At 67.6% G+C, this 1,082-nt stretch carries 1 protein-coding gene; it reads right to left on the reverse strand.

The window, feature by feature from the left end; genetic code table 11:
• Window positions 1-20: 20 nt before the first annotated feature.
• Window positions 21-980, reverse strand: coding sequence for an IS1595 family transposase (locus AC07VX_RS26840; RefSeq protein WP_493167856.1), 960 nt, complete (start codon window positions 978-980; stop codon window positions 21-23).
• Window positions 981-1,082: the final 102 nt, after the last annotated feature.

The following is a 1,082-nucleotide window of genomic DNA, read 5'->3' on the forward strand; positions in this document are numbered from 1 at the left end:
TTTGGCTCTTTGCGCGTTGCCTATGGATGAGCGAATCGTCCAAGGGAGAGGCTGAGGAGTTGTTCCGGAGGGAGGTGGGCGGGAGCACAGCGGTCCACGACACGAAACCAGCCGAGGTAGTGGTGCAGGTAGCTGGTCGCCACGCCGCGGAAGCGGCGCAGCCAGCCCTTGAGCCGCGAGTGGTAGGCGTTGACGTTTTGGATGTGCCAGGCCCCGCGCACGCGAGAGCCGGTGCTCATGTTCAAGGCGTGGTGCTCGATGCCCATCGCGATGGCGGCCGTGGCCATGGCGGAGCTGCCATCGGTGCACAGCACGGCATCCGGGGCGAGCACGGTGGCGAGCGAGGCCAGGATTTCGCGCTTGGAGGCTCGCCCGAGGATGAAGTCGGTGCTGCCACCTGAGCGGTCCCGGGCCACCAGCACGGGAACGTGGTCGTCGCTGGTGCCCCGGGTGCTGGCATGACCGCCACGGCGCCGAGGCTTGCGCCCGCTCACCCGTTGGCCCTTGGACGAGCGCAGGATGAAGGTCTCATCTGCCTCGGCGATGCCGCTGAGCAGCGCCGACTTGGCCTGTTGCGCCAGGCTGAGGAAGCGGTGGCGCCAGCGGAACGCGGTGCTGGGCGCTACCTGCAGGCGCTGGGCCGCCTGGTGCACGCTCAGCCCCTCGTCGAGCACCCGTGCCTGCGCCAGCCACTTGTGCCGCTGACGCAGTCGTGCCAGCGGTGTGGCCGTCAAGGCATTGAAGGTCTTGCCGCAGCCTCGACACTTGTAGCGCTGCAGACCATCGGCCTGTCCGTTACGCACTACCCGTCCTGCGTCGCAATGCGGGCACTTCGGCTTGACCTCGCTCGCCAGGTCAATCTGCGCCAGCACCCGCTCACGCTCGTCCGGCGTGCGCAGTTGCGCCACCAGCGCCTGGCGCTGCTGAGGGCTCAGCTCGTGCAACCGCTTCAGCCACAGCTTCCAGTCTCGTTCCTGCATCGCCTTCTCCAGAGCACCCGGCTTGCCGCCGTATGCCTGTCACGATGCCCGGCCACTGGCTCATGGCGTGAGCCCGTCACTACTTAACGGGCAAAGAGCCAT

This window comes from Roseateles sp. GW821-FHT03B02 (genome assembly GCF_059421025.1).